10 protein-coding genes and 1 other RNA gene are annotated in these 21,401 nt (G+C 43.5%); 4 read left to right on the top strand and 7 right to left on the bottom strand.

What is annotated here, in order from left to right; all coding sequences use genetic code 11:
• The 5 genes from ABJH64_RS00055 to ABJH64_RS00035 all read right to left on the bottom strand — a co-directional run.
• Positions 1-2,354, bottom strand: a 2,354-nt coding sequence (locus ABJH64_RS00055) for an OmpA family protein (protein WP_348337648.1), incomplete at its 3' end; no start/stop codon positions are given.
• Between the two features lie 2 nt (positions 2,355-2,356).
• Positions 2,357-3,331, bottom strand: a complete 975-nt coding sequence (locus ABJH64_RS00050; protein WP_348337647.1) for a type IX secretion system membrane protein PorP/SprF — start codon at positions 3,329-3,331, stop codon at positions 2,357-2,359.
• 129 nt (positions 3,332-3,460) lie between these two features.
• Complete coding sequence (locus ABJH64_RS00045) at positions 3,461-10,681, bottom strand: gliding motility-associated C-terminal domain-containing protein (protein ID WP_348358109.1); 7,221 nt, start codon at positions 10,679-10,681, stop codon at positions 3,461-3,463.
• 1,292 nt (positions 10,682-11,973) lie between these two features.
• Positions 11,974-12,537, bottom strand: coding sequence for a DUF3109 family protein (locus tag ABJH64_RS00040; RefSeq protein WP_348275964.1), 564 nt, complete (start codon positions 12,535-12,537; stop codon positions 11,974-11,976).
• 45 nt (positions 12,538-12,582) lie between these two features.
• Complete coding sequence (locus tag ABJH64_RS00035) at positions 12,583-13,056, bottom strand: DUF4442 domain-containing protein (RefSeq protein ID WP_348275965.1); 474 nt, start codon at positions 13,054-13,056, stop codon at positions 12,583-12,585.
• Between the two features lie 120 nt (positions 13,057-13,176).
• On the opposite strand from ABJH64_RS00035, the gene rnpB reads away from it, so the two are divergent.
• An RNA gene (rnpB, locus tag ABJH64_RS00030) (RNase P RNA component class A) lies at positions 13,177-13,603 on the top strand.
• Positions 13,604-13,620: 17 nt separating this feature from the next.
• Entirely contained in the window at positions 13,621-14,778 is a 1,158-nt protein-coding gene (locus ABJH64_RS00025) for a sigma-54 dependent transcriptional regulator (protein ID WP_348275966.1), read from the top strand.
• A gap of 186 nt (positions 14,779-14,964) precedes the next feature.
• Here the strand turns inward: ABJH64_RS00025 and ABJH64_RS00020 are convergent, their stop codons facing one another.
• Positions 14,965-15,960 carry an acyl transferase gene (locus tag ABJH64_RS00020; RefSeq protein WP_348275967.1) on the bottom strand — a complete coding sequence of 332 codons (996 nt, stop codon included), beginning with the start codon at positions 15,958-15,960 and terminating at the stop codon, positions 14,965-14,967.
• Positions 15,961-16,027: 67 nt separating this feature from the next.
• Between ABJH64_RS00020 and ABJH64_RS00015 the strand changes: the two genes are divergently transcribed.
• Positions 16,028-16,696 carry a hypothetical protein gene (locus ABJH64_RS00015; RefSeq protein WP_348275968.1) on the top strand — a complete coding sequence of 223 codons (669 nt, stop codon included), beginning with the start codon at positions 16,028-16,030 and terminating at the stop codon, positions 16,694-16,696.
• Positions 16,697-16,812: 116 nt separating this feature from the next.
• Here ABJH64_RS00015 and ABJH64_RS00010 read toward each other — a convergent pair whose 3' ends face one another.
• The gene (locus ABJH64_RS00010; RefSeq protein ID WP_348275969.1) at positions 16,813-19,227 is read right to left on the bottom strand and encodes a thiamine pyrophosphate-dependent enzyme; all 2,415 of its coding nucleotides are present in this window, start codon (positions 19,225-19,227) and stop codon (positions 16,813-16,815) included.
• A gap of 434 nt (positions 19,228-19,661) precedes the next feature.
• On the opposite strand from ABJH64_RS00010, the gene ald reads away from it, so the two are divergent.
• On the top strand, positions 19,662-20,780 hold the full coding sequence (gene ald / locus ABJH64_RS00005; protein WP_348275970.1) for an alanine dehydrogenase: 1,119 nt from the start codon (positions 19,662-19,664) through the stop codon (positions 20,778-20,780).
• Positions 20,781-21,401: the final 621 nt, after the last annotated feature.

Raw genomic sequence — 21,401 nt, 5'->3', positions numbered from 1 at the left:
CCTACTCTGAGTTCGGTACGTCTGTTGAGCTGATGCATGGCCTCGGTGCAGGATACTACGTTGCAGTCGTTGATCGGCTTGGTCTCCCCAAACCAGGTCTCTTCCATTCTGCTGTCTTCGATACCTCTTGCATTCAAGTATTTCTTGACCACATCTGCTCTGCGCTCCGATAGCGGCTTGTTGTATTCGTCTGATCCCCGCTGATCGGTATGTCCTTCGATGTACAGCTGTAGATTCGGCATACGCTTCAGCATGATCGCCGTACGCTCCAGTTCTTTCTTGTGCACGGATCTCAGCATCGATTTGTCAAAGTCAAAATAGATCGTCGGAATCGCTGCCAGCTCTTTCTGGATGTCTTCAAACAGGGTCTCCGGATCACAGAAGTTCAGGTCTTTGAAGCTCTCTGGAATCTCGTAGTCTTTGCTCGGATCCGGAAAGGCTTCCAGTACCAGTTCTGAACGTCTGTTCAGCTGATGGGCTTCTTCGCTGCATGGCTTGCCGTTACCGCAGTCATTCACCAGATCCTGCTCGCCAAACCATTCCAGACGGATCCTATCCCCCGAGATGCTGTGCTGTGCCATGTACTCAGTCACTGCTTTAGCTCTGTTGTTGGACAGGATGATGTTGTACTCATCACTCGCTCTGGAATCGGTATGGGAGGCTACCAGTAGATCCAAGAACGGATACTTGGTCATGATCTCTGCCAGCTTGTCCAGTGCAGGCTTGGCATCGTCTCTGATCTTGAACTTGTCCAGATCATAATAAACAATGTCCACAAACACCGGCAACTGGTAAGGAATCGCGATCAGCGTATATTCTCTTCTTACCGTATCTCCCGCAAATCCCTTCGTGGTAATGCTCTCATCTGTCACGCTAAAATAGCCCGGCTTGGAAATCACTAGCCCAAAGTCACTCTCCGGCTCCAGCTCTGCCAGCAGTTCTCCCGAAGTTCCCCGCATCGTCTGTACAGTGCCGTTCTGGGTCTTGTCTCTGAGCCTAGCCACGTAGTTGTCGTTGATCACCAGGCCTTCACAGTCAATCACCCGCGCCAGGAATTGCTTGTAAATCTCCTGCATCCTGTATATATCATCCAGTCCCTGGCCTCCTTTTCTGTTGGAGGATAGGTAAACTTCTTCTTTGCCCTCTTCATTGACCAATGCCCGGTAAGCAAAGTCATCTGCCACCGAATTGATCGGAATGCCCATGTTCTGCACATTGCTGAACTGTGTAGCCGTATAGTCTGACTGAAACACATCCATCCCTCCTACGCCGGGATGACCCGTGGAACTGAAGTAAAATGTATTGTCTTTCCTAAAGGCATGGGACTCGTTGCCCGCCGTATTGATCTGGGATCCCAGATTCACCGGCTCCCCAAAGGTCATGTTCTCGTCGTAGGTGGCATAGTACAGGTCTGTCCCACCCATTCCTCCTGGCATATCGGAAGTGAAGTACAGCCGCTTGGCCTGCTCATCCACAAAGGGGTTCATCACCGCATAGCCTGTCGAGTCGTTGAACGGAACAGGATAGAACCCTTCCATCGTACCGTCTGCGGCCAGTTTGCTGTAGTAGATCTCTGGCTGGACTACAATGTTTTCCCGCTTCTTTACTTTGGTAATGTCTCTGGTCACTGAATAGAACAGGATCCCCTGTCCTTTGTCGTAACTCGGGTCTGAAAAATTGTAGGTGCCCGGCACGTTTGAGACCAGCTCGGTGATGTTGCCTTCGGTATCCTGCTTATACACAGAAAAATACTCCCGGCCTGTAAAATCATTTTTCTCCTCACTGAAATACTTGTTCTTCGCATCTATCCTCAAGCTTGACATTTCATCCGAATACTGGCCGCCTCTGTCAGATACGAAGTACTTGTTGCCTTCTGAGTCTATCGTGATATCAAAATCCGATCCCGCTGAGTTCAGCCCTTCCACTCCCTCGAGCTTCACTTTCTTCTTGCTCTTCAGGGTAAGCAGTTTGGCCACATCCAGACTGTCCGCAGTCACTCCCTTGGCCTGTAAGGTGCTCACTGCCTCGGCTACATGGTCTGTCAGCTGAGCTGACCTCAGGTAGTTGGCATAGTCTGCATTGGTAGCTTCATCATAGCCTACGGTAGTTTTCCACCATTCGTAAGACTTATCATAATCCCGAACAATGTCCTGGGCCTCTGAGATCTTTTTAGCTGTTTCGTAGTTGGGTTTATTGGCATAGGCCTGCTCATACACTTCCAAGGCATGGGGGTAGTTCATCAGCTCCATTTGCTTGTCCGCATAGCGAATCTTGCTCTTCTGAGCCTGAGAAACTCCTAGGGATCCAAAGATCAGGGCGGCGGTAATACTGAATATTGTAACTGTCTTTTTCATAATCAGAACCATCTTTGGTTTTTCATTACTGCTGTTCTTGGAGTGATGTAGTAACCTACCGACAGCTCATGGGAGTTGTTCTGGTAGTTGCTCAACACATTCAGGTTATGGTCATAGGCATAGCCTAACCGTAGGCGCTTGGTAGCGAAGATCTCCACTATCGCAGCCACTGCATTGCGGTTGTTCAGGTTCTCGGCAAGGTTGTCGTTCCAGATCTTGATGTTGCTCCGATACGAGCCTCCCACCCAGATCCGCTCCCCAAACAAGAACATCGCGTTCAGGTCGTAGTTCGTCGGAGCTCCTTTTACTTCTTTGATCAGAAAGCTTGGCTTGAATTTTACCTGCTCCCCAAAATCAAAGATCGCTCCGGCGGTCAGGTAGTAGTGAAAATCATGGTAGGCCAAGGCCACATCCTCTCTCTCCAGAGATTTCTTGCCGATCATGTTATACACACTGAATCCTGCATAAAAATTAGGCGTACTGAAAAACAAACCTGTATTCAAGTTCGGTGTCGTCAGGTTGATCCTACCATCAGGGATCTCTGTGTCCGGATAGTCATTCGGATCCAGCATACTCCCGTCTATAGAATACTGTGAAAAACCTGCACTCACTCCCAGACCCAACTGACTCCTCTCTCCGGTCTGAATGCGGTACGCATACGTCAGCAAGCCTCCCGTGGTCTTGGTCGGGCCCAGGTTGTCACTTAGAAACGAAACCCCAAATCCCATCGTCCCTTCGTTGGCTGATAGATCGGCTGTCACCGTGAAGGTCTCCGGTGCTCCCGGAAAATTGACCCACTGACTGCGGTAGGTGGATTGAATGTAGGCTTCCTGTTTATAGCCTGCATACCCCGGATTGATGTGCAACCCATTGAAGATATACTGGCTGAACTGCGGAAGCTGCTGTCCAAAAGTCCCTCCGGTAGCCAATAAGGCTACCAGAAAGGTCATTCCAATGATTTTAAAAGTAGTTTTCATCTGTTTACAATTTGATTTTTTATGATCAGATGGAATCTCGCCTCACCGATAATCATGCCCCTGTGTGACTTTTTAGTCGTGCTCGATTTCATATGCGCTCTATTTTCTTCCTATATAAAAGACTCTCAATTAGTCTTTGATTACCTGTATCCATCCTTTGTACTCATGGCTCTTACCTGCCTTGTCCACTGCCTTCAACACATAGAAGTAGGTACCTGCTGTCTGCCCAGGAGCATTCCAGTCGTTCTTGTAATTCTGCTGCTCCAAGACATGATCGCCGTATCTGTTCAAGATAGTAATCTCTGTGCTGACAAATATACTAATCCCTTCTATTTCAAATGTGTCGTTGTCTCCGTCATTATTTGGAGTGATCACATTCGGTATATGGAATGGCTTGATCACATTCACGTCGTCGTCCTGATTGTCCAGCTCGTCTGTGTCCTCCTCTTCGGAATCTACCACGACTACGTTGGTAATCGAACCAGCCGTCTCTGCGACGACTCTCACGCGGATCGTCAAGGTAGCATCTGCTTCAAAGGATGGTATCGTCCAGGTCAATCTGCTTCCCGTCACTGCCAGCGCAATCGCTGCGTTGCTGCTGTTGGAAGTCACTTCAGCACTTAGGTAAGTTACTCCGTTTGGTAGGTCATCTGACAACACCACATTCGTAGCCGGGGTGCCTCCAATATTGCTCAGGACTATCTCGTACTCGAATTCGTCCCCTACAAAGATCTCCTGCTCAAAGCTGGTCTTGCTCACATTCAGGTTCACCTCATCATTGAGCAATCTGAACACTACTGTCGCATCGTCCTGATTGTCCGGGAAGGCTGTCTCTCGAAGGGTATATTTCAAGGTATATTCTCGTGCCTCATTTACCCCTGGTATTAAGCTCAACTCTCCGTTATCATCAATCAATAGACCGACTACGCCATCGAGATCAGTGAACTCGAAGTCAACCAAGTCTGGATCAGGATTGGTCACTCCGTTAAGAATATCATTCTCTAGGATGTTGCCAAGTACGCCGCCGAAGCTCAAGAAGTGGGTGCCGTAGTCATCGTCGTTGGCGATGATCTCGATTCCTACATCTTCACATCTCCAGCCAAAGTCCATATCAAGATGTACTCTCGCTGTGGAAGTAACCGCTCTAGTCACCGTGTTAGCTGTTGTAAGACCACATTGCTCTTCAAATCGGACACCATTGATATCTGTCATTCGAGCTCCTGCATTTGGAAGAACCTTCACCAAACCTGTTGCTCTCATCTGTGATGCCTGCTCTCTAATAAAGGCATCATCATTGAAGCTCGCAGTGTAGTCTCCAACTTGGCTAACATTGTCTATCCGGTCTCTCCAGTATCCTAGAACACCTACAATTACCTCAGAAGAATAATTATTCGGCCCGGTTACGGTGATGTTAGCAGATTGAGCATTACCAAATCCAGCTTTGTTCAATTCGCCTTCGTTCTCAGGACCATCATATCTGCCGTCTCCGTTGAAGTCAAACCATTCCCACTCTCGAACACTGATTGGCTCGCTTCCTATTACATTCTGAGTTACTTGGTTGTCACCATTTGCATCATACCACTCGTTCTGGATACCGTCCTGATTCAAGTCATACCATACAAAGTCTCCCAACACAATGCCATCATAGCTCTCATAACCAAAGTCTTTGACTTGGAAATTACAAGCCTTTAGGCTAGTGAAGAATAAGGAACTGTTCACAGGATACAAGCCCCTAGCTGCATTCAAATTCGCATCTTGAACCTGAACCAGATACTCGCCTGGAACGAAGTCCTTGAACGTATATCTACCATCTGCTCCTGTCACTACGATCAAGATATCTCCTGGTGTGTCGCCTTGCGGAACTAGCGTTACTGGTACTCCTGAAAGCGGTTGCGTTGTCTCTGCATTGAAAATGACACCTGTAATTAATGTATCATCAATACATTCAACTACTACGATCTCTTCATCTTCATCAGTGATCTGCTCTCCATTAGCTCGAGGATCAGCTGCTCTCACCGTAGCAACATTGACGATCTGCGTTGCAATCAGATCTGCTACAGTTACCGAATACATCGTCTCAAAAGACTCAGAAGCTCCTGGTAACAATTGATCAATCACCGTTTCAAAGCCTGTCAATGGATCCACTACGCCGATATTGGTAAGTATCAAATTACCTGTATTCGTTACCGTCAAGGTATAAGCGATCTCTTCTCCTTCTTCGGACACCGTCTGCTTATCTGCTACTTTATCAATTGTCAACCCTACTCGTTGTGGAATTACGGTGATCGTACAGTCTCCCTCACAATTCGGATCGGTAACTCCTGGTCCTACTGGGGTTGGATCTGAAGATTGGTCCTCTACAGGGTATCCTCCAGGACCCTCTCCTCTTGCCGTGGCAATATTGGATACCAGTCCTTTATCGATGTCGGCTTGAGTCAAGACATAGGTCGCTGTGAAGTTGCTGTTGTTGCTTTCGCCAATACCCAGGCTAATCGCTCCGCCTTGAACAGCTACTCTATCATCTTCAATTGTGACATTCGCTAATGCTATATCACCTGTATTGATAACATTGAATGTGTAGCGTACTGTTTCTCCTACTTGAGCAAAGCCATCATTATTTGCATCTACAAACACACCGTCCTTCTCTACCCGAATACTTGGAGTCACTACCAATACGGTAACTATCGCCGTATCGCAATTCGTCGGATTCGGATTCGTACATATTCTATATTCCAGGGTATAAATACCGCTTGGTGTGCCTGGAGCAACTGATACCAAGCCAGTATTCACATCCAAGGTCAATACACCTGGGTTGCTTTCAGCTACAAGTGATATGGTCACATCGCCTGGAGTTGTTAAACCTGTCTTGCCATTCAGCTGGTCGTTGTCCAACACATTCACGATATCGCTAAAGCCTAACTCGGATACTACTGGTGTTCCGCTCATATCGTCGTCTATTGCCAATGGAGGATTTGGATTCGGATTACATGCATCAGTAGCTCCCGGGTAAGCTACCTCAGAGGAAACTTCTGGATTAATCTCAAATCTTACTGATGCACCATCTCGTACCGCTGCAAAGTTGAAGTTTCCTGCTATCCACTGACCATTCTCAAATTTCCATCCTGGCCATTGGGTAGCAAAACCTTCTGCATCCACTTCTGCTCCTGGGAATAACATCTCTCCCTGGAAACCTAAGTTCTCATATCTAGTGATTTCAACACCATTCTTATCCAACCATACCATCGTCACAGGAGTCAGACCTAAGTCTTGATCCAATAAGTCAAGATTTATTCCTTTAAGATCCCAACGGATATAAGGAGCGTCCTGAACACATAGTACTTCAATCTCATCCAAAATCAATACGATAGCTTTGGCTGTTTCACTGTCCTCATTCGAGGTCACTTCCTCCTCACCAAACTGTGCTGTAGCGTAAGCTATGTTGGTAACACTCAGATTATCAATATCCTCTTGAATCACTTGGTAGGTAGCCGTGGTGCTCACACTTGCTCCAACTTCCAAATCCCCTGGGATTGAAGCAATATTGGCAATCTTGTTATCCGTAATTTGGATTGGACCTGTAAGGGTAACAGTACCCGTATTAGTCACCTTGTAACTATACGTTATCTGGTCACCTACTAACTCATACGTGTCATCACCTATAATGGACTTTTCTATTGTCAATCCAGTATTCTGAGTAAAGCAAGCTTCGGCTTTAGCTTCATCTCTTGCGATTACTTCATATTGATCAACGATTGGACCCGTTGATCCCGGAGACTGCTGTGCATCAAAGTACCTTCTTACTTCAGCAGAGGCTGTATTGGTATAGCACTTACCGTCTATCATCTCCTGCGTGATAACCACAGTGATTGGATGTACATCAAATGCTCCTGGTGCTAACTCATCAATCAACCACTGATCACCTGTTACCTCATCTTGTACATAGATATCATAAAGGGTTACGTTACCGTCATTGGCCACTTTAATCTCAAAGGTAACCTGACCTCCAAGTACGTCCTCATTGCTGGTAACCACCTTAGTAATAGCTATTGATGGGTCTTCGCACAGTGGAATCGTTAAGCTGTCCTGGTCGCGATCCTGTGTGGATGTTGTTACTACCGCAGTGTTCTCAATCATGCCTGACTCGATATCTCCCTGAGTCACTGTATAAGTCGCCTCATACGTCCAGGTCTCTGTTACATCCAGTTCACCGTCTTCGTCTGTGTCACCTCCGATGAATACTAGCTCAGACAGACCTTCCAGCTCGTCGCTTACCGCAACTCCGCTCAAGGATACATTGCCTGTATTCGTTACCGTGAAGGTGTAGGTAATTACTGTCTCGCCTGCGATCACCTCAACACAGTTCTCTTCCCCTTCGCCTGGGATCAAGTCCGCAGTCTTCTCGATGTTGATGCCTGTCTTCTGGCATAACTCGTATTCGGTCTCCGTATTGTTATCTACTGTGCTACCCGATAGGTCAAACACTCGCGTCTGTCCGAAGAAGCCTTCTGCCTCTGCCTGGTTGGTAATCAAACCAGCCTCAACATCCGCTGGAGTCACGGTGTACGTTGCCGTGTACGTCGCGCTCTCTCCTGGCTTCAACGTGCCCGCTGCACTGTTCATGCTGCTGGACTGGAACGTAATCGTTCCTAGTGTTCCCGTGCCACTGAAGCTCTCCTCGTCTATCGCAACATTCATCAAGGTTACATTACCCTGGTTCGTCACCACAAACGTGTAAGTCAACTCATCGCCTGCCTCTATACAGTCATCGCCGGTATTCGTTGGAGCTACACTCTTCACAAGTGCAATGTCGCAATCGTTTATGGTCAATTTCACAGGTACTCTCGAGCTCTTGCAACCTAAAGGTGAAACAGCTTCTGCCCAATACGTAACTGTTCCTATTGTATTCAAAGATGGGTCATTTACAACAATGCCATCAAATTCAGAATTGTACCATACAAGTGTTTGCCCTTCACTTACTTCAGCCATTGCTGTTAAAGACGTCATAGTTTCGGAGAAACATACCTCTTGGTTATCACCTACCACCGGAAGATCAACACTTTCCAAAATAACAGTAACTGTCGAAGTTGCTGCCTCAGTACATGGTGCTGTCGCTGCTACCGTGTAGGTATAGACTAAGCCTTCATTCGTCCACGTTCCGCCTGCATCAGGGGTGCCTGTCAAGGATGCAAATAATTGTGCATTCGTTGGTATCGTACCCTCACAGATGGTCAACGTGCCGTTGCCGCCTGCATCCGGGCCTTCCTGGATCGTTACTGTTACCGTTGCAGTTGCTGCCTCTGTACATGGTGCTGTCGCTGCTACCGTGTAGGTATAGACTAAGCCTTCATTCGTCCAGGTTCCACCTGCATCAGGTGTTCCTGTTAAGGATGCAAATAGTTGTGCGTTCGTTGGTGTCGTACCCTCACAGATGGTCAAGGTTCCATTGCCGCCTGCATCCGGGCCTTCCTGGATCGTTACTGTTACCGTTGCAGTCGCTGCCTCAGTACATGGTGCTGTCGCTGCTACCGTGTAGGTATAGACTAAGCCTTCATTCGTCCAGGTTCCGCCTGCATCAGGGGTGCCTGTTAAGGATGCAAATAGTTGTGCATTCGTTGGTGTCGTACCCTCACAGATGGTCAACGTGCCGTTGCCGCCTGCATCCGGGCCTTCCTGGATCGTTACTGTTACTGTAGAAGTAGCATCTGGACATAAATCACCTCCCTCTACCGTGTAAGTATAAATGTTGCCGACACTTGTCCAGATTCCTCCCTCATCAGGAGTACCTCCTAAGGCTTCAAAAAGTTGTTTATTGGTTGGAGTAGAGCTTTCACAAATTGTCAGATTGCCATCAATCCCTGCATCTGCAGAAAGTGAAACACTTATTGTGGTAGATACATTTGCAAAATCACAATTTTCTCCATTAACTGCCACAGTTACTCTATATTCAGTAGTAGCTTGAAGATTTGTAATTTGCAATCTTGTTTGATCATTATCAGAGTCAGTTGCAGCTTCCCAAGCTGAAGCTGAACCATTTACCTTTTTTTCCCATGAATAAACATAGGTAGCTCCTTGAGCAGTATTTGTCAAATCCGCAAAAAGTGTTGCACTACCTCCTTCACATACTTCATTGGGGGATGCAGTAAGTTTTACTTTGTGCTCATAAATACTTACAAGCTTTTGAGAAACAGATCTACATAAAGGGTTATTAAGGGTAGTCTGATCACCTGCAACTAAGACTCTAAATTCATAGCTTTTGGTATCATCTAATGTCACATTGGCATCTACATAAGGATTTGGGAAAGTAACGTTAGCAGAACTTGTACTTGCAATAGATTTAACACTACCAATGTTTGCCCAAGCAGCTGTGCCAGGCAGTCTATACTGAAGCTGCATGAATGTTAATGGTCCTGGGTAACGGAAAGAAGGGTTAGTCTCAATGATATTTGCGTAAAGCCCAGGATCAGACCCTGGGCAAACAGCAGCATCACCTGACAGCAATACTTCTGGTCCAATTGGAGAAAAAGAAATATCATCTATCGCCAAGTCATTACCGTATTGAGTATTGACAATATTTTCTATTTGTAATCTTACACTGCTAACCCCAGCAGGCATTGTAAAATCAAAATACAATTGCTTCCAAGTCCTTGCAGGAGAAACATCGTTATTTACTGTTGACTTAGAATCTATTAGTCCTGTGTTGGATGTACTGCTTACATAAGTATTAGCATTGTAAATTTTAAATTTGACCTTAGGTTTCTCACCGTTTTGATTATTCAAATCTTTTATCCAGACAGAAAATCTAAACTTAGTACCAGCACACAACCCATCGATCACTCTATCGAAATACAATTTCGTAGATGAATGCGCATCCACTACTAGCATATACCCAGTATAATCGCCAGAAGTGTGATCTGGCGCAGCCTCTAGATACGACTGAAAATATCCTCTTGAATCATTTACAAGGGAATAACCTCCTACTCCATTTTGCGAATTTGTAACATTAGAACCATTATAAAACACTGGCCCCCAATTACCCTGATTAACTATAGCTGGTCTTGTTCCTTGAAAACTAACACCAGGTGCTATTGAAGGGCCTACACCATTTCTATTAGTTTTATATGGATTCGTTCCCGACTCCGTCCAACGTTGAGGTGAATAAAAGTCAATTGAATTGATATAGGGTAAAGGACTGTACTTAAAATAAACGCCAGATGAAGTACCTGTCCGCTTGTCATCAAATATATGTTGAGGAGATCCATCATTTATAGTCCCGAAAGTCTCCAAAAAAACCGGATCTCCCAGCCCTTGAGAGAATACCGCCTGTTCTGACGCAAAAAATAGCAGAAGCATTAGCACTGCCTTAAAAATATTTGTCAAACCAAAATTAATTATCGCCCACTCGAAAAATCTAGTTGCTTGAGGTTGGGGACTCAATTGACAATTGGATGTACTGTCCATATCGTTATTATTTAAAATTTTTGCTTTTGTAAAACTGTCGCTATAGGAATTCTATTCTTAACCTAAACTCTTGATAACCCGAATCATACACCCATCTTTTTTCAAAATATCCACCGATGAAACATGTCTTAAATGAAAATACGGAGCATTAATTCAGGCATTTGAACATATGATTATGTCGTAAAAATACACTTTTTTGTATTTCATATCAAAATATCAGGAGTCGTTTTTTATTTGAAATGCAAATTTTATTATTCAAAATAATCAAATATTGATTTGAAAACCCAGCCCGCTTAGAAAAATGAAGTTTGTAACTCTTGTATTCAGAAGAAAAAAAAATGCCTGTTTCTTTAATAAATCAATCCACAAACACTCTCAAAGAAGCGTTAACTGAGGTTACACGGACGACAAATGATAGAATGGGGCTACGGCTCATTTTCCTTTAGGAATCTTTAGTGTATGATTTCCTCGAAATTGCCTACCTGAAAAAACTGTAGAATCGATTCTACTTTTTAAATTATTGCTCAAAAAAATTTTGAAAAACCTTACCTAATCATTATGATTATTTGCAAAGATGCCAGTCACCCTAGATTCTTTGCATATCTGTTCGGAAGACCGAAGCGGCATCAATTCTTAAGTTTACCTTACCTTTTTTTGATTTTGACTCCACACTGGAAAAAAAGCGTTCATACAAACTGAAGATTAAGCTTTTAACATGCTCACTCGGCTAGGAAATTAACTGTATTCCGTGGTTGGGAGATTTGAGCCTTTATCATTGAACTAACATCTACAGCAACTTTACCACACCATCTATCTACCACAGACCAGTATCAGTTAAAAATAAGGCCAAGGATCTCAGATTATCTCGATCAATTGAATGCAAAAAAACTCATCCCCAATTAGCTGCCTATGGAAAATCACGTGTTGTGATTAAAAAACAGGACGATCTTCATTTTCATTATCAAGAGAGAGAGTTAATTAAGTGATTCCCCAGGTCATTTTCTTTACCCAAAATACCTTCTCAGCACGTTCAAAGTACGAAAACCGGTATAGTTAAGACCTCGGTTTTAAATTAACACAATTCCATTATGCTTTGAGCTCCTTACTGGCAACAAATCGGATGAGCATAAAAAATCATGAACTAAACTTACTTTTCAAACAATGAACTTTGTTACTAAATCTCCTCAGCCTTCTATCTCCTTCACCAACTCATCATACCAATCAGCCCCGTATTTCCGAATCAATGCATCCTTCAAGAATTTATAAATCGGAACTTTGAGACTAGACCCAAGCTGGCATGCAGGATCGCAGATATGCCAACGATCATAATTTAAAGCATCAAATTGATCATATTTGGTCACACGAATCGGGTACATATGACAGCTAATAGGCTTTTTCCAGGTAATTTTACCATCCAGGTAGGCTTGCTCAATTCCGCATTTTAAGATCCCTCGATCATCGTACAATGCATAGGCACATTCCCGATTGTCACCGATGGTAGGCGTTCCTTTGTCTCCATCCTTGTCAAAAACCCAAGTTCCTTGTTTAGCAATAGCCTGACGCCCTTCTTCGGTGATGTAATCTTTGACGATTGGATAGATATCCTCGATAATCTTGGTTTCATCGTCTTCCAGCGGCGCTCCAGCATCGCCCTCCACACAGCAAGCTCCTTTACAGGCTTCAAGGTCACAGACAAAAAAATTCTCTTTTATATCATCCGAAAGAACGGTATTTCCTACTACGATCATAATCTTTTTTGTTAGCCGTCAAAGTTAAGCATTCAATAGGCAGTCCTATCGCTTATTCAACTCTTTTCTTCGAATGTACAGCCCCTTTTTCAGCTTGGCGATCAGATTACCAGCATCATCTTTTATCTCACATGGAAACTCGAACACCCCTTTCCCTTCCCTATCTACCTCTTTCTTTATCGCTGAAATCTCCTCTGGGGAAAGCTTAAAATCTGCATAGACTATCCCTCTTCCTGGTTTTACAAATTCTATACTGGCAGTCTTATCCCACACGATGTACTCTTCTCCTAGCTGTATAAGCAGGATAAACATGAAAAAGGGATCACACATGGCGAATAGTGACCCCCCAAAGGCAGTTCCCATCAAATTCCTATTATACCACCTAATCTTCAGCCTAGTCCGGAAGTAAGAAAAATCATCACTATAGTCAATCACTTTGATGCCTGAAAAAAAATAAGGTGGATACCAATTGATCAATCGTATAAGCCTCCTGAATTTTTTAGTATTCTTTTTTTCCATGGGAAAAAGATAAACCAAAAGACACAGAAAACGAATGCATTACATAAAACTAAAAGTTACCATTTAGGTTTTGCTGCACATTTTCCAAAACTGAAACCTATAAATTACCGTACTTTGCAGCGTGCAAGTCGTCTTGTCGTCTTTTCATCGTAATGATGGGAAGGAGGAAAGTCCGGGCAACATAGAGCGCCATACTTCCTAACGGGAAGGGGGCTGATTGGGAACGGTCAGTTTACAGCTAGTGCAACAGAAAATATACCGCCCATCGGCTGCAGGGCTTGCCCTGAGCTGCTCGAAGGGTAAGGGTGAAAAGGTGGGGTAAGAGCCCACCGCTTCGATGGTGACATCGAAGGCACGGCAAACCTTATGGGTTGAAAGATCAAATAGGTTCCGCGCCGGATTCAGTTCCGGGAAAAGTTGCTCGCTTTTATGCGGAATGGGTAGATCGATGGACCCCGATTGCGAAGTCGGGGCTAGATAAATGACAAGAAACTGACTCTGAAAAAAGAGGAAGAAACAGAACCCGGCTTACAGACTTGCACTTTTTTACTTTATATTGAACCCATGTCGAAAATACTGATCATCGATGACGAAAAAGTCATCCGCGCTACACTCCGCGAAATTTTAGAATATGAGAAATACTCCGTTACAGAAGCTCAGGATGGTGTGGAAGGTTTAGCCAAATTGCACGAGGACGATTATGATCTGGTTCTCTGCGATGTGAAGATGCCAAAAATGGACGGCATAGAAGTGTTGGAGAAGGCTAAAGAATTAGAGAAATCTCCGCAGTTCATCATGATTTCAGCCCACGGAAGTATAGAGACTGCCGTGGAAGCTACCAAAAAAGGAGCCTTTGATTTTATCCCCAAACCGCCAGACCTCAACCGTCTTTTGCTGACTGTCCGAAATGCCTTGGATAAAAAGGAGCTGGTAACAGAAACAAAGGTTTTGAAAAAGAAGCTTTCCAAAAAATTGGATATGGTGGGAGAATCTGCCCCTATTCTACAGGTAAAAGAAACCATAGAAAAAGTAGCTCCTACTGATGCCAGAGTACTGATCACCGGACCAAACGGAACGGGTAAGGAGCTCGTAGCACATTGGGTGCATGCCAAAAGCAACAGGTCATCCGCTCCATTTGTGGCGGTAAACTGCGCAGCTATACCTTCTGAATTAATTGAAAGTGAGCTTTTTGGACATGAAAAAGGCGCTTTCACTTCAGCTCACAAACAGCGTCAAGGGAAATTTGAACAGGCGCAGGGCGGTACGTTGTTTTTAGATGAAATCGGCGACATGTCCCTTTCAGCGCAATCCAAAGTTCTACGTGCACTTCAGGAAAACCTGATCAACAGAGTTGGTTCTGACAAGGATATCAAAGTGGACGTGCGCGTATTAGCCGCGACGAATAAGGATTTGAAAAAAGAAATTGAAGAAAATAAATTCAGGGAAGACTTGTATCACAGATTGAGTGTGATCTTGATTCAGGTACCTGCACTGAAAGACAGAAAAGAAGATATTCCTTTATTGGTCAATAAGTTTTTGGATGATCTATCCCAAGAGAATGGTGATGCAAAAAAAGGTATCAGCAAAGCTGCTCTGGCAAAACTGCAGGAATTCCCCTGGACAGGAAATATCCGTGAACTTCGAAATGTAGTGGAACGCTTGGTGATATTAGGTGAACCGGAAATTAGCCTGGAAGACATAAAAAAATACGCTGACTATTAAGTCAGCGTATTTTTTTTAGCTATTGGCGTCCTGAGAAGTAGATGCTTTTGCGTAAGCTGGGCAAGGTTTGCTTGATGCACAAGCTCCTAAAGCTAAAATCCCAATTAATAATGCTGCTGTGGCTAATTTTTTCATCTTATTGTAGTTATTCCTTTCAAATATGTTCAATTATTAATTAGATAGCAATTACTGCACCAAGAGATTGCAGCCTCTCACCTCGCTATTATCAAATCTCCCCAGCACCTCCAGCATTCCATCCGAATCTATTCTTCCCAAATCCTGAGTTTCTATAAAAGCACAGGAATGAAAATTGGCTAGATCGATCACGTTGATCCCCCCTTGTGAGCGCTTGGAACTAGCTAGAGGATCATTTACATCTCTAAGCATAACCCGCATGGAACTCGGTAGCGTATATTTCCCATTGCCTTTGGAATAAGCCTGAGACATCAGCTCGGTCATGCCATACTCGGAATGGATTGCATTTACTGAAAAAAATGGCTTAAGAATATCATGAACTTCTTCACGGATCATCTCCTTTCTTCTCCCCTTCATACCGCCAGTTTCCATTACTAGAAGATTTGGGGGTGGCAGGAATTTTTTCCCTGATTCCGCTAAATCCAGCAAAGCAAAGGTCACTCCTAGCAAAAGTATTTTGCGACTATTACCTGCTAAGAGCTCCATTTTTGCCAGTAATTCATCTTGATTATACAAGTAAAAACCAGAATGATCAGAATTGCTTTTTCTAATAAAATGATTTGCCATACTCACCAGGCTACTTCCTTTTCGCTCTAGATAAGCAGGCAAAAGTGCCAATACATGAAAATCGGCAAGTGCGCCGTAGTTGTTTTCAAAAATCTGCTGAGCATGCGAAAGGTACCATTCCTCAGACCAAATATAATGACGGCTGGTAATCATGCCCGTGGTCCCACTACTAGAAAAAAAGTCAGTAAACTCACTTGGATCAGCTGATATCACCTGATGATCTTTGAAAAACCGAATGGGTAAAAAAGGAATTTGATCCAACTTTTTTATCGATTGCGTATCTATTTTCCGAGCATCTAAATATTTCCTGTAAATTGGATTTGCCTGAGCTTGGAAGTGAAAAAGTTCTAGTGCTAGAACTTCAAAATCTTCCGATTTCAAATTACTTAGTCTAGTTGAAAAACTTTTAAAATCCTGCATCGTTTCATATTTTGCACTATCCAACCAAAGTATTGGTTTAATTTGGTGGTAAATTTACTTTCGCCCTATGCGTTTAAAAAGCTATTTAGGAATATTCTTTTTTCTGGTTGTCATTTCATCCTGTATCAACCCGCCAGATAATTTTCCTTCTGTTCCCACTATCGAATTTGAATCCTTAGAATTCGTTCCTACATCTGGAGCTGACACCTTGATCGTAAGTGTTCATTTTCAGGATGCTGAGGGAGACTTAGGCCTGTCTGCCACTGATGATGACCCACCATTTCAAGATGTGGATTTCCAGAGAAACTCTCAGGGGGATCTCATCACTTACAGCACAAGGCCTCCTGAGGCACCTTCCTACAATCCAATCGATTGGCTAGTGGATCCGATAGTAAATAATCAAATTGTAAAAGATACTGTTTGGGTAAAACAAAACCCTAATCAATTTAATATTTTCGTTAGATTCTTCATCAAAAGAAATGGCCAATTCACTGAATTTAGATGGCAAGATCCTCCCTTCTTCACCACGTTCAATGGTCGTTTTCCAAGGATTTTAACTACGGAGGAAGGCCAGGCTGTAGAGGGTGATATTCGCTACGGAATGCTCTCTTCGGGATGGCAGTCAATTTTCAGAAATGACACCATACGCATAGATGTATCTATTCAAGATCGTGCGCTCAACCGAAGTAATGAAGTTTCAAGTCCTGAAGTGACGTTGGCTCAAATTACTAGGTAGGGGTTGGGTATTGGTTGTTGGTTGTTGGTTGTTGGTTGTTGGTTGAATCATTATTGTATAAAATAAAAAAGCCCTTATTCAGGGCTTTTTTATTTTATACCTACGTCAGGTTTCTATTAAATAGCAGGATATTTTTTAGGATCGACTTCGTGCATCAGCGCATATACTTTTTCTATTACATCCTCCACGCTTGGCTTGGAGAAATAATCCCCATCAGATGAATAAGCTGGCCTGTGCGCTTGAGCGGTGATGGTTTGAGGTTCGGAATCTAGAAATTTAAATATCTCCTGACGCTCTAGCACTTGCTGCATCATAAATGCAGTACCCGCTCCTGGAACATCTTCATCAGCAAAAATCACCCGGTTCGTTTTCTTAATAGACTTCCCTACGATGCCATAAACGTCAAATGGCAACAAGGTTTGCACATCGATTACCTCAATATTTATCCCGATTTCAGCTAGTTCGGAAGCAGCTTCCATCACAATCCGACACATGGATCCATAGGTAACTAGTGTAACTTCTGTACCTTCCCGAAGAACCTCCGGCTTGCCCAAGGCTACAGTGTATTCACCCAGATTGAGCGGCATTTGCTCCTTCAGTCTATACCCATTCAGGCATTCAATTACAATGGCTGGCTCGTCCGACTTCAACAAAGCGTTATACATTCCCGCAGCCTGTGTCATATCTCTAGGCACACAAACTATCATACCGCGCAAAGTGGAAAGAATCATGCCCATAGGTGAACCTGAGTGCCAAACACCCTCTAATCTGTGACCTCTAGTACGTACAATCAATGGAGCTTTTTGACCTCCTTTGGTTCGGTAATTCAGACAAGCTACATCGTCTGATAGCATTTGAATACCATATAATAAGTAATCCAAATATTGGATTTCGGCTAGTGGTCGTAGTCCTCTAAGTGCCGTGCCTATCCCCTGGCCTATAATTGTGCATTCTCTGATACCGGTATCGGAGACTCTCAGTTCTCCGTGCTTTGACTGTAAGCCAGCAAATGCTTGATTCACATCTCCTATTTTCCCGACATCTTCACCGAATGTAAAAAAACGTGGGTCTTTTTCCAGTGTAAGATCAAAATAAGACTGAAGAATCTCTCTCCCATCGACTAATGGCGAGTTGTCATTGAATTGCGCAGGAACTTCCTCCACCTTCAACGCACTCCACTCAGTCTGACTGTATAGGTGACTATTATATCGATCAAAATTCAAATCATTCTGCTTCTCATACCAAGCTTTCAGATCAGCCTTAGCTGCTGGAGAATCCAACCTCAACGTCAATAAGGCTTTTCTCACTGCTACCATGACATCCTTTCGGATAGGATTAATGGTTTTAGAAAGTTCATCCGCCAGCTGATTGATCAGGACTTTTCTAGTACTATGATGAGCAGCAGCTTTCAGTAAAACTACAGCTTCATTCAACTCCTTTTTGATTTCGTTGGAAAAGGCAGACCAAGCCGCTTCTTTCTCTTGCTTTACAAGAGCCTTGGCTTCAGTTTCGATTTTATCCAAAGCATCTGCATTGGCGATTTTATTACTTAAAATATATTCGCGGAATTTGGCGATGCAATCCCACTCCTTTTCCCACTGTAGGCGCTTGGAATCTTTGTAGCGCTCATGCGAACCTGAAGTAGAATGTCCTTGTGGCTGAGTCAACTCGAGCACATGTATCAAAACCGGTACATGAGAAGTTCTGGCGAGTTCCCCAGCTGACGCAAAAGCATTCAGCAAGGCTTCGTAATCCCAACCTTTTACACGGATTATTTCTATTCCTTTCTGCGCATCAGATCTTTCAAAACCAGCCAAAACCTCAGAAATACTGCCCTTTGTCGTGTGATACTCATTTGGCACGGATATACCATACCCATCATCCCAAACGGACACGACCATTGGCACCTGCAAAACTCCTGCAGCATTGATGGACTCATAGAACATCCCTTCTGAGGTGGAGGCATTACCGATTGTTCCCCAGGCGACTTCGTTTCCATTCACGGAAAAAGTAGAAAGATCCTTTAGACCTTTATTTTCTCTGTAAAGTTTAGAAGCATACGCAAGCCCGAGAAGTTTGGGCATTTGAGCCGCAGTAGGAGAAATATCAGCGGCGGAATTGTATTTTTTTGTCAAGTCCTTCCAGCTACCATCTTCGTTGAGAGATCGAGTGGCGAAGTGCCCATTCATCAGTCGGCCGGCACTTGCAGGCTCGGCAGTAACGTTGGTATAGGCATAGAGCTGGGCGAAATATTGCTGAACGGTAAGTTCACCTATGGCAAACATAAACGTCTGGTCGCGATAGTAGCCTGAACGAAAATCGCCAAGCTGAAAAGCCCGAGCTAAGGCTACCTGAGCTAATTCTTTACCATCTCCAAAAATCCCAAACTTGGCTTTCCCCATGAATACTTCTTTTCGACCTACCAATGACGCATGCCTACTAATCATGGCTATTCGAAAATCTTCGAGTACAGCTTCTTTCGAAAGGTTTGGGGAATTCAAGTTTTTCGGAACTGATTGAACTTCTGACATAAAGCTTAATTTACTAAAGTTATCTGGGTTTTACTTTGCTGATTTTTAGAATCCTTCAAAAATAGCCAAATCCATTCTCTATGCAAATTTCAACAATACATTTCACCTATCAAAAATTCCGAAAGAACTCTGAATCAACTTACCAAACAGAATTAAATTTTGAATTTCAACAGAAACACAACATTAGAACACAGGATTCCAAAAACACTGAACACTATAAACCAAGCAATTAGCTTCTAGATAGATTCAAAATTTTCAATGCTTTAAAAATAATTTTTAAAATAATCTCCATGTTTAATCTCATACCCGATACATAATTTGGAATTCTCCTTATTTTCCAAAGCATACCAAATACTATTCTTTGACGTGCAAATTGATAACTCAGCACGTATTATATTTGCGCCTGAGTTTACTAAAATCCAAATTTTAAAGCCATGATAATAGGTATTCCTAAGGAAATCAAAAACAACGAAAACAGGGTGGCGCTTACACCTGCTGGAGCTCAAGAATTAATCAAAAGAGGGCATGAAGTCTATGTTCAGCATACAGCTGGTGAGGGTTCGGGTTTTCTTGATGAGTTTTATGAAGAGGCTGGTGCCAAAATTTTACCTACCATTCAGGATGTCTATGAGATCGCTGAGATGATCATGAAGGTAAAGGAGCCAATCGAAGAGGAATATGAGTTGATCAGAGAAGGTCAATTACTTTTCACCTATTTCCACTTTGCTTCTTACGAGCCGCTCACCAAAGCTATGGTGAAAAGCAAATCGATCTGCTTGGCTTACGAGACAGTAGAGAGAGCCGATAGAAGTCTTCCTCTTTTGATCCCTATGTCTGAGGTAGCCGGTAGAATGGCTGTGCAGAAAGGTGCCAATTATCTGGAAAAGCCACTAGGCGGAAGAGGTATTCTTTTAGGTGGTGTACCGGGTGTACTTCCTGCCAAAGTTTTGATTTTAGGAGCCGGTATCGTAGGTACTCAAGCTGCTTGGATGGCTGCAGGTCTAGGAGCTGATGTGACCATTATGGATGTCAATTTGCAACGTTTACGTTACTTAGCCGACGTAATGCCAGCCAATGTAAATACCATGATGTCAAATGAGTTCAACATCAGAAAATTGATTCAAAATCATGATCTGATCATTGGTTCGATTTTGATTCCAGGCGCAAAAGCTACGAAGTTGATCACTAGAGATATGTTAAAGGACATGCTTCCTGGAACTGTAATAGTAGATGTGGCAGTGGATCAAGGAGGATGTATAGAGACTAGTAGACCAACAACTCACCAAGATCCAACTTTCGTAATCGATGATGTAGTTCACTATTGCGTAGCGAATATGCCAGGAGCAGTTCCTTACACTTCAACTCTAGCATTGACAAATGCAACTCTTCCTTATGCAATTCAGATAGCAGATAAAGGTTGGAAAAAAGCAGCTCAGGAGAATGCAGAGCTTGTTTTAGGTCTGAACATCATCAATGGAGATATAGTATATCAGGCAGTTGCAGAGTCATTCGACATGGAATACACGCCGGTATCGAAATACCTAGCAGATTAAGGTTAAGTGACCTTCACTGTAGATCCCTCTGGCAAGAAAGCTGGAGGGATTTTTTTGTAAAATGATGTCGGTCTCTAAAGTGAGATTTTTGGGTTATGATTATCCGCAAAGATGCCAGTCACCTTATATTCCTTGTTTATCTGGTCGGAAGACCGATGACCGAAGCGGCCTCAATTCTTAAGTTTACCATTTGCTACATTGCTTATTCCACCTTACTGGTAGAAAAGCGGATAATCATAATTTGGGTAAAGGGTGAAGGAAGTTAAAAGCCTGTAGCATTTTTAAATACGTCCTCTTTCTTTTGGCTTGGCCCAAAAGAAACAAAAGCCCAAGTCGTGGCAATGCTTCTCCCCACTTGCCAATCGCACCCTCGCTGCCACGACCTCCCCACGCGCCTTAAGAATGCGCTTTTGTGCTAATTGGAAATGCATTTTCTATTAATTGAAAAATTTGAAGATTGAATAATTTGTGCCAGCTAACTATGTCTGGCTTCCTGAGAAGCAGGATATACGGTTTCCTGCATGTTATCCTCTTGGTTCTACTTCTTGGCTCCTAAAAGTCCCGCTAGGGACGAAATATAGGTAGCCACGGGTTTCAACCCGTGGATAAAGTGAATTCATA

This window comes from Algoriphagus sp., from assembly GCF_039969895.1.
In the GTDB taxonomy this organism is placed as follows: domain Bacteria; phylum Bacteroidota; class Bacteroidia; order Cytophagales; family Cyclobacteriaceae; genus Algoriphagus.
The sequence above is the reverse complement of the archived record's forward strand: the minus strand, read 5'-3'. Positions and strand labels throughout refer to the sequence as shown.

Excerpts from the sequence above, each read along its gene's own strand:
- ABJH64_RS00040 (WP_348275964.1), bottom strand. The coding sequence starts at position 12,537 with ATGATCGTAGTAGGAAATACCGTTCTTTCGGATGATATAAAAGAGAAT.
- ald (WP_348275970.1), top strand. The coding sequence starts at position 19,662 with ATGATAATAGGTATTCCTAAGGAAATCAAAAACAACGAAAACAGGGTG.
- ABJH64_RS00050 (WP_348337647.1), bottom strand. The coding sequence starts at position 3,331 with ATGAAAACTACTTTTAAAATCATTGGAATGACCTTTCTGGTAGCCTTA.
- ABJH64_RS00025 (WP_348275966.1), top strand. The coding sequence starts at position 13,621 with ATGTCGAAAATACTGATCATCGATGACGAAAAAGTCATCCGCGCTACA.
- ABJH64_RS00020 (WP_348275967.1), bottom strand. The coding sequence starts at position 15,960 with ATGCAGGATTTTAAAAGTTTTTCAACTAGACTAAGTAATTTGAAATCG.
- ABJH64_RS00045 (WP_348358109.1), bottom strand. The coding sequence starts at position 10,681 with ATGCTTCTGCTATTTTTTGCGTCAGAACAGGCGGTATTCTCTCAAGGG.
- ABJH64_RS00010 (WP_348275969.1), bottom strand. The coding sequence starts at position 19,227 with ATGTCAGAAGTTCAATCAGTTCCGAAAAACTTGAATTCCCCAAACCTT.
- ABJH64_RS00015 (WP_348275968.1), top strand. The coding sequence starts at position 16,028 with ATGCGTTTAAAAAGCTATTTAGGAATATTCTTTTTTCTGGTTGTCATT.
- ABJH64_RS00035 (WP_348275965.1), bottom strand. The coding sequence starts at position 13,056 with ATGGAAAAAAAGAATACTAAAAAATTCAGGAGGCTTATACGATTGATC.